10 protein-coding genes are annotated in these 8,538 nt (G+C 67.9%); 7 read left to right on the forward strand and 3 right to left on the reverse strand.

Annotation, left to right across the window (positions count from 1 at the left end):
• The first annotated feature begins 253 nt into the window (after positions 1-253).
• The 6 genes from ACIQCZ_RS42265 to ACIQCZ_RS42290 all read left to right on the forward strand — a co-directional run bounded on the left by ACIQCZ_RS42265 (position 254) and on the right by ACIQCZ_RS42290 (position 4,326).
• Positions 254-1,789 (forward strand): IS1380 family transposase, encoded by a 1,536-nt coding sequence (locus ACIQCZ_RS42265; RefSeq protein ID WP_402291501.1) that lies wholly within the window; start codon positions 254-256, stop codon positions 1,787-1,789.
• Between the two features lie 75 nt (positions 1,790-1,864).
• The gene (locus tag ACIQCZ_RS42270) at positions 1,865-2,035 is read left to right on the forward strand and encodes a hypothetical protein (RefSeq protein ID WP_402291502.1); all 171 of its coding nucleotides are present in this window, start codon (positions 1,865-1,867) and stop codon (positions 2,033-2,035) included.
• Between the two features lie 92 nt (positions 2,036-2,127).
• Positions 2,128-2,742: a hypothetical protein gene (locus ACIQCZ_RS42275; protein ID WP_402291504.1), complete on the forward strand. Its 615-nt coding sequence runs from the start codon at positions 2,128-2,130 to the stop codon at positions 2,740-2,742.
• Between the two features lie 55 nt (positions 2,743-2,797).
• Positions 2,798-3,241, forward strand: coding sequence for a tetratricopeptide repeat protein (locus ACIQCZ_RS42280; protein ID WP_402291506.1), 444 nt, complete (start codon positions 2,798-2,800; stop codon positions 3,239-3,241).
• An 11-nt stretch (positions 3,242-3,252) separates the two neighbouring features.
• Complete coding sequence (locus ACIQCZ_RS42285; RefSeq protein ID WP_402291508.1) at positions 3,253-3,786, forward strand: DUF4303 domain-containing protein; 534 nt, start codon at positions 3,253-3,255, stop codon at positions 3,784-3,786.
• Between the two features lie 27 nt (positions 3,787-3,813).
• Complete coding sequence (locus ACIQCZ_RS42290; protein ID WP_402291510.1) at positions 3,814-4,326, forward strand: hypothetical protein; 513 nt, start codon at positions 3,814-3,816, stop codon at positions 4,324-4,326.
• Positions 4,327-4,574: 248 nt separating this feature from the next.
• Here the strand turns inward: ACIQCZ_RS42290 and ACIQCZ_RS42295 are convergent, their stop codons facing one another.
• The gene (locus tag ACIQCZ_RS42295; protein ID WP_402291512.1) at positions 4,575-5,015 is read right to left on the reverse strand and encodes a hypothetical protein; all 441 of its coding nucleotides are present in this window, start codon (positions 5,013-5,015) and stop codon (positions 4,575-4,577) included.
• Between the two features lie 739 nt (positions 5,016-5,754).
• Between ACIQCZ_RS42295 and ACIQCZ_RS42300 the strand changes: the two genes are divergently transcribed.
• On the forward strand, positions 5,755-6,546 hold the full coding sequence (locus ACIQCZ_RS42300) for an IS5 family transposase (RefSeq protein ID WP_402291518.1): 792 nt from the start codon (positions 5,755-5,757) through the stop codon (positions 6,544-6,546).
• A gap of 32 nt (positions 6,547-6,578) precedes the next feature.
• Here the strand turns inward: ACIQCZ_RS42300 and ACIQCZ_RS42305 are convergent, their stop codons facing one another.
• Together ACIQCZ_RS42305 and ACIQCZ_RS42310 are read right to left on the reverse strand one after the other, a co-directional pair.
• On the reverse strand, positions 6,579-7,625 hold the full coding sequence (locus ACIQCZ_RS42305) for an IS630 family transposase (RefSeq protein WP_402291514.1): 1,047 nt from the start codon (positions 7,623-7,625) through the stop codon (positions 6,579-6,581).
• A gap of 204 nt (positions 7,626-7,829) precedes the next feature.
• Entirely contained in the window at positions 7,830-8,258 is a 429-nt protein-coding gene (locus tag ACIQCZ_RS42310) for a toxin-antitoxin system YwqK family antitoxin (RefSeq protein ID WP_402291516.1), read from the reverse strand.
• Positions 8,259-8,538: the final 280 nt, after the last annotated feature.

The raw sequence follows: 8,538 nt of genomic DNA on the forward strand, positions 1-8,538 counted from the left end.
GTGGGGTGTCGATCCGGCCGAAGCGGACGGTGTCCACGCCCAGCCGTGCGGGGCCGCCGAGGCCCCCCACAGCACCTATCTGCGCGACCTCTAAGCCTCGATCCACCGGGTGATGGTTCGTCCAGTGCCTGGACATGAAAGTGGAGATGCACTCTGACCTGGGAAAATAGGAGTTCTCTAGGCTTCTGCTCAACCAGTTCGGAGGTGCATCTCCGGGATGCATTCTTCCACGCCGCCAGGTGCGGTGTCCGCTGTGTTCGATGACCCGAACCTGGTCGCGCATGCCGGGCTGGTTCCGGTGATGCGGCTGGCTGAACGGTGTGGGCTGTCGGACCTGGTGACGCAGAAGGTGAAGCTGACCGGGACGACGAACGGCGCGGGGGCTGCGGCGGACTCCAAGATCAGCAGCATCGTGGCCGGCATGGCGGCGGGCGCGGACAGCATCGACGACCTGGCGATGTTGCGTCACGGGGCGGTGCCGACGCTGTTCGGCGGTATCCGTGCCCCGTCCACGCTGGGCACCTTCCTTCGCGCGTTCACCCATGGTCATGCCCTCCAACTGCATGCGGTGCACCGCAGATTCCTGGCCGCGCTGGCCGCGCGCACTCCACTGCTGCCCGGCTCTGGAGAGAAGGCGTTCATCGATGTCGACTCCACCCACAAACGCGTCTACGGCCGGACCAAGCAGGGCGCCGAGTACGGCCGGTTCAAGGGCATCCGCACCCTGCACCCCCTGATCGGCACGGTCTGCACCCCGCACACACGGCCGGTGATCGCCGGGGCACGGATGCGACGCGGCAAAGCAGCAGACTCCCGGGGCGCCCCCCGCGAGGCCCTGGCCACCGCCGTCGAGGCCGGCTGCACCGGGACCCGGATCCTGCGGGCCGACTCGCAGTTCTACAACGCCGGAGTGATCGCCGCCTGCCACCGGGCCAGTGCCCACTTCTCGATCACCACCGGCATGAATCCCTCCATCAAGCGGGCCGTCCTCGGCATCCCCGACGGCTCCTGGCAGCAGATCACCTACCCGACCGCGGTCCCCGACCCCGAGACCGGTGAACTCATCTCGGACGCCGAAGTCGCCGAGATACCCGAGTACACCGCGTTCGCCAGCCGGAAGAAAACAGATCGGGTCACCGCCCGGCTGTTCGTGCGCCGGGTCTGTGACCTGGCCAAACCCGCCGTCGTGGGCGAGCGGGGCGAGCTGTTTCCCGTCTGGCGCCACCACCCCTTCTTCACCGACCAGCCCGCCGCAACCCTGCAGGCCGAGCGAACACCGCCATCACGCCGTGGTCGAGCAGGCCATCGCGGACAGCAAGGCCGGGGCCCTGGCCCATCTGCCTCCGGGCACTTCCACGCCAACGCGGCCTGGCTGACCCTGTGGGCGATGACCTACAACCTGCTGCGGGCCGCAGGTTCTCTGGCCTCCGCGTTCCACGCCAAGGCCACCACGGCCACCCTCCGGGCCCACCTGGTCCAGGTCCCGGCCCGGATCGCGCGATCCGCACGACGCATCACCCTGCACCTGCCCCACAACTGGCCCTGGGAGCAAGCCTGGACACACCTCTTCGATCAGGCCGTTGTCGACCAGTTCCGCGTGATGCTTGCCGCCGTACGCGCCCCGCAGCCCTGGACGCCCGGCCGCGCCCAGGACATCGCCGTGCGGATCGGCCCGTACGTCGAACGTGCACACACCCGACCCGGCGACGACCACGGCACCGACATGATCGCCGTTGCTCTGGTCCCCCCCGACACCCCGCACGCCGCCGCCTACCGCCGCGGCCGCTAGCTCGGCTACACCGAACGCGGCTGGCTGCGCTGCCAGACGACCGCGATCCTCGGCGTCTGGCAGCCGGCCTACGCGATGCTCACCCACGCCGCCGCGAGCCTGCCCCTGCCCGACGACATCGGCATGGACCCCGCGCACTACGCCCTCTACATCGAGGCCCGCAAACGCGACGACAGCCGTGACGGCTTCACACTGCGGCGCCTCGGCCCGTACACCCAGACCAGGCACGCCCAGCAGGACCATTAATGTGTTCGCGACCGGAAGGCGGACTGCGCGCGCAGGACGGAGGCAGGGGATCGGTGAAGCACGGTGGCTGGGACGACGTAGCGTCCGGGTTTATGGCTGAGCGGGATTCCCTGCCCCGGGCGGACACCCGCCCCGGCCCCGGGCACCTACGAGGGCTGACCGAGCCCGCCCCTCGGCCGGCCCATGTCTCCGAGCGGCGCTGGGCCGGACTTCTGGACGTCGGCTGGGCGGGACGACTGCGCGGCCCGGACGGGAGCAACCGCTTCCGACTGCGCTACCACGGCGAGCTGTACGACGGCCTGATCACCAACGACGCCCAGGGGCTGCCCGCCCTGGTGTACGCGGTGCCGACGGTCGGGGAGCCGATCCTGCTGTTCGACGGCGCGGCGCACGGCTGCAACGCCCTGTTCTGCGACACCTGGGAGGCCGGGGTGCTGAGCGCCCACCGCGCCGAGCGGACCTACGTCGACGCGGACGGCGAGGACACCTTCGAACTCGTCGTCTGGGTCGGCTACAACATCGACTGGGACGACGAGGACGAGCGGGCGACCGTCGAGGACCCCGACGACCCCGGCCTGGCCCGGCTCGTGGACGGCCGCCGCCTCCCGTTCCCGGTCGTGGCGACGGACGGATTCGACGCCATCGGCGTAATGGTCACGGACACCCGCGGGCACGCCTTCGACGTCGTCAGCGAAGAACTCGCCTGAGCCCTCCACCAGAACACCGGGGACACAGGACCACAGGGACGACAGGAAACAAACCGTGCAACTGCCCGACGACGTCCACGCTGAGATCACCGAACTGTGCCGGCGTGGCGACGACCTGGCCGGCTCCGGACGACTCGACGAGGCCAAGACCCTCTACCTCGACGCCCTGCGCCTGCTCCCTGGCGACCCGCACGACTGGGCCGCCTCGACCCGGCTCTACGTGGCGATCGGTGACGTGCACTTCCAGCGGCGGGTCTTCGACAGGGCGTACAAGTGTTTCCACAACGCTGTCCTGTGCCCCGACGGGCTCGGCAATCCGTACGTCCACCTGCGGCTGGGGCAGACCGCGTTCGAACTCGGCCACCACGACCGGGCCGCCGACGAGCTGACGCGCGCCTTCATGGGCGGCGGCCCCGATGTCTTCGACGAGGACGATCCAAAGTACCTCGCCTTCCTGAGAACCCACGCAGACCTCGACCCGATGCCCCCGATCCCCTGAGGAGAACCCGCATGCCCATCGAGGCCCCCTCGGTCCCGCCCCTCCTCGACCTGATCCGAGGCACCGTGCTGCTCGCCGCCGCACGTACGGCCTTCACGAGCCTCGCGGAGGCATCCGGTGACGGCGGCTACTGCGGATACGCCTTGTACTCGGACGCCGACGCGAGGACCGTCTGCTGCGCGGTCAACACCCGCGAGCATCTCGCCCGTACACAGGCCGGGGATCCAGATGACGCAGAGTACTACCGGTGGAACCCGGCCGAATGGGCACTGGAGGGTGTCGGCCACGAACACCTCGCCGAGGTGAACCGGCTGCTGCTGTCCTCGTCACCGCGCCGCGAGCACTTGTACGAGACGTGCGTGGCGGTCCTGGAGACGCTCGTCGCCGAAGGCGTCCTGGGCCGGTACGAGGACACCGTCGTGGTCTTCGCCGTCTCCGACCACATGGACCCCCAGCGCGAGACGGAGTGGATCCGCCGCCTCAACACGCCTTCCCAGGCACGGCGCCACGCCCAGTGGATCCGCACCGCACCGACCCAGACCTGACCTGCCCTGACCACCGGGAACCCGTCCATGACACTGTCGATCTCCGTCGCGCTGCTGCACGACCAGGCTCGCAACGACCCCGAAGGCCACGACCGTCACCGCCGCGCCTTCGCCGTCCTCAGCCGGGCACTGCACGCCGAGAGCATCCGGTGGGAAGAGCCGAACACCACCGCCCTGCCCACTGCCCACACCTTCTCCGGCGGCATCCCGTACAGCTATCTGACCCGCCTGCGCCGCACATTCGTCCTCGTCGGCCGGGGCAGCCCCGTCACCCCCGCCCCGCACCCCGACACCGAGGCATGGCACCGCGACCTCGCGGCGATCGACGACGAGACCTCGGTGCTCGCCTCCCACCTGCTGTGCCACGCCGACAACGCGGGCTACTACATCCCAGTGGACTTCCCCGACCCGCTCTTCCTCCCGCCGGAGGCGGAGGTCGCCGGCGCGGGCATGGTCGGCTCCAGCCAGCGGCTCCTATCCGAACTGACCTGCATGGCACCATCGTTGGGAATCCCAGCCTCCGCCGAACCCCCCCGGTGACGACCCGTTCGCCCAGGAGAGGTCGGCCTGGCACCAGCTCCGGCAGGCATGCCGGGCGAGCATCCTCGGCGGTCACGCCATCGTGTTCCACTGACCGGCCGCGCGGCGGTCTCAGCAGGGGAGGCATCGTCGCGGACCGGCACTCCTGCGACCGCCCTCAGCGACGGCGGGCAGATCGGCATCACGGGACACCCAGGTGGCTGTCCGGCTGCCGTGTCCTATGACGTGGACACCCGAAACGGACAGCCTCACACTGACATCCAGCAGTAAAGCTGATCGTCGGCGTCGCGAGCCCGCTTGGCAAGCAGGATGAGTTCTTCGGCCACGGGCTGCATGTCCTCGACGCGCGCTCCTCGAAGTTCCTCCGCCCGCACCCATCTGGCGACGACGGCCGATACTTCGCCATCGTGTACTCCTGCCAGCGTGTCCCGTGCCGGGAGATGGAGCTCCGATACCCACGGTCCCGTCGCCCACGGGTCGTCCTCCACCTCCGGGCCGTTCGGGCCAGGAGCCGGGGATGCCGGCCACACGGTCGTCTCCCTCACCAGGTCCACTCGCCACTCGACCTGATGGATGGCGGCGATCAGCTGCGCCAGGACGACGGACGGATCCACGCCCTTGGCTTCGACGCCGTCGAACACAGCGGGATCCGCAAAGAGCGGGGACCCACCGTCCGTCTGCTCCAGCACTCGCACAACCGATGCGGAATCCACCGCACGGAAGTAGTCGGTCAGGACACCCAACGCTCTTCTCCAGTCCCGGGTTCGTCTGCAGGCAGTAGATCAGATGCCGCTCGCGGCACGATAGGGGACCAGACGGGCCTCGATCTGTCCGGCTGTGACCTCAATGAGCGTGCATGAGCGTGCAGTGAGTGGGACCCGGCTCGGGGCAGTCCCGTGTCGGCGACGGCTGAGCAACATCCTCGGCCCGCCGCCGCTTCCCTCTCCCTGAAACTCGGTGACCTGCTGGGGAAGCGGACAACAGCAATTCCTCCATATGCCGAGGCTCCCACAGCCCCAGCGTTTCGGCGTCTGCTTCGCCGGGGCGCTCCGCACTCTTGGCTCGGCACGACCCGCCTGAATAGTGCAGGGTTGGAACACTGCCTCTTCACCAGTCACACCGTCCACGACCCACCCGCACCGGCCTGATCCCCCTGACCACCCCGCCCGCCAGGGCCCGACCGGAACCGCACCGTGGAAAAGCTGGGCAGACCAGCAGAAACAACCTGCCCATCCACGACCACCGACCGAAACCAGCTCACAAAACGATCAAGAGATCATCTTCAGAGCACGCCGGTGGATCGAGGCTTAGGACTCCTAACGGAATGAAGCCGGGGATTGACCGTGCGTCAGATTCTGTTCCATCTGCATCAGTACGAGTTGGGGGTGCGAGGCGGCTACTGGGACGGTCAGGCGCAAGCCATGGGAGATCGAGGACGGGTTGTGGGAGCGGATCGAACCGCTGCTGCCGGTGGTGGAGCGGCGCTTCCGGTACCCCGGACGCAAGCGGCTTGACCAGCGCAAAGTCATGTGCGGGATCCTGTTCGTGCTGTACACCGGGATCCGTTGGGAGTTCCTGCCGCAGGAACTGGGCTTCGGCTCGGGGATGACCTGCTGGCGGCGGCTGCGGGACTGGAACGAGGCGGGAGTGTGGCAGCAACTGCACGGACTCCTGCTCGCCGAGCTGCGCGCCGGCGACGTACTCGACCTGTCCCGTGCCTCCGTCGACGGCTCCCACCTGCGGGCATTGAAGGGCGGGGATGCCACCGGGCGCTCTCCGGTGGACCGGGGCAAGACAGGCAGCAAGCACCACGTCATCGTCGACGCCCACGGCATCCCGCTGGCCGCCACCGTGACCGGCGGCAACCGCAACGACGTCACCCAGCTCCTGCCCCTGATCCACGCCGTGCCGCCGATCCGCGGCAAGCGCGGACGACCCCGCCGGCGTCCCGACGTGCTCTACGCCGACCGCGGCTACGACCACGACATCTACCGCCGCCAGGTCCGCGAGCTGGGCATTCGTCCGCTCATCGCCCGACGCGGCACCGAGCACGGCAGCGGCCTGGGCAGGAACCGCTGGGTCGTGGAGGCAGCCTTCGCCCTCCTGCACTGGTTCCGCCGACCGCGCATCCGCTGGGAAATCCGCGCCGACATCCACCAAGCCTTCCTCACCCTCGGCTGCGCAATCATCTGCTGGCGACGCCTCAAAACCTCATTCTGATCTGGGTCCTATTGATCAGAAACTCATTGGGTTCACTCGTCGAGGACGTATCGGACGTGCGGGGCTTTGAAGTAGCCGGTGACGATGTGGGGCTGGCGCTGTCGGCGGTGGAAGAACCTGCGGGTTTCAGTGGCGAGTTCGGCCCGGTTCCTGGCCCGCTGGGTGTGGGGCAGACTGCGTTTGAGGTCGGCGTTGACCAGCTCGTCCGGGTTCAGCTCGGGTGAGTACGAGGGCAGGAAGTGCAACTCGATCTCGTCCTGGTGGTCGGCGAGCCAGGCCCGGACGGCTTTCGAGCGGTGGGCCGAGTGCCGGTCGACGACCAGGTGGACCTTGTGGTCAAAGTGTCCGACGAGCCGGGCGAGGAAGTGGCACATGACCTTCGCGTCGAACGGCTCGGTGAAGACCATGAAGTGCATCCGGCCGCGGGTGCTGATCGCGGACATCGCGTTTACGGAGAACCGGTTCCCGGTGCGGCGGACGACCGGCGTCCGCCCCTGCGCACCCCAGGTGCGGCCGGTGACCTGGTCCGAGCGGATGCCGACCTGGTCGGCGAAGAGGACTTCACCGTTCTCTGCCTTCGCCCTGGCCCGGATGGCCGGCCAGGTCTCCTCGTGCCAGAGGCGGACCGCTTCCGGATCCTGCTCGACGGCCCGTTTGTCGTGACGTTGGAAGGTCAGGCCCCAGCGTTTGAGGTACTTGCCCACGCCGGGCTCGGTGAAGCGGACTCGGTACAGTTTGAAGATCAGCTCGCCTATCTGCCCGCGTGTCCACAGCTGACCGGAAAGCCCCAGGTCGCAAGGAGTGTGATCGAGCACGGCCTGCCGGACGGCGGCCTGCTCGGCCTCGGACAGGACCTGGTGTTCCCCCGCGCGACGACCTGGGGTGCGGGACAGCAGTGCGTCCCGCCCACCGGCCTGCCACTTGGCCCACCAGTTGTCCACTGCCCTGGCCGACACCTTGAACAGAGCGGCGACCTCCACACGGCCCCGGCCCTCGACCAGCGCGGACACCGCAAGCAACCGCACAGCCTCCTGCGCGTCCGGCGACCAGGTCCGCGCATCCCCCACCAGATCACTCACACACCGTCAACGAGCCTGAACCCAAAGCGTTTCGGATCAATAAGCGAAGCCCAGTCAATGCGCCGCGACGCGGCCATCAATCCGCGATCTCAGGGGATGTCGCCACCGCGACCTGCCCGTTCTCCCGCCGGCTGCGTAGGTGAGCTTGTCAAGGGAGCAAGCGACCGCGGTAGTCGAGCCGATCCCGTAGCGTGGGAAGCGGCGCTACGACGCTGCATCGCTTTTGGGCCCATACATGCGCCTTCTGGCGTCGAGGTAGTTGCGGTTCGTCTCCGCTATCACGTAGTCACGGGTCTGAACGCCGTTCTCGTCCCACTCCTTTTCCCACAGCGCACAACCGAGTTCGTACTCGCCGTCCATCGCCAGCTGGCCGTTCCGGTGCCACTCCCGGGCGCGCCCATGGAAGCCGTTGGCCTGGAGTTCCTTCTCGTAGTAGAGCTGTCCGGGGGCGTACCACTCCATCCACTTGCCCGATTGTTCTCCTTCAACGACGTCCATAACGAGTTCCAAGGAACCGTCCGGGAAGGTCAAAACCGCCCTCCCGGTGAACGGCTTGCCGTTCCAGCAGTAGAACGTGTCGTGCTCGGAGACGTTGTCCAGCTCGTGGAAGTTGATCATTTCCAGGTCACTCATGCTACGACACCGTAGCAGCGTCCACCGCGAGCTGGGGCGGCACAAGTGACCGCAAGCGATGCTGCGGTCCTCGGCACCCGTTTACTACCGAGTCTCGACGAATGTGTACAACTACTGAGGTTGAACTCGTGGTGTCGTAGGGGGTGACGGCTGGTCGTGGAGCCCCCAGATTCCGCCGGTACTAAGAGACCAGAACAAAATAGCCCTGGTCTTATAGACGGCGTGTGTGGCCTCCATTGATCTGGCCAATCTGATCGAGGAGGGCTGCGTTCAGCTGTGC

It is taken from the genome of Streptomyces sp. NPDC093149, from assembly GCF_044754145.1.
In the GTDB taxonomy this organism is placed as follows: domain Bacteria; phylum Actinomycetota; class Actinomycetes; order Streptomycetales; family Streptomycetaceae; genus Streptomyces.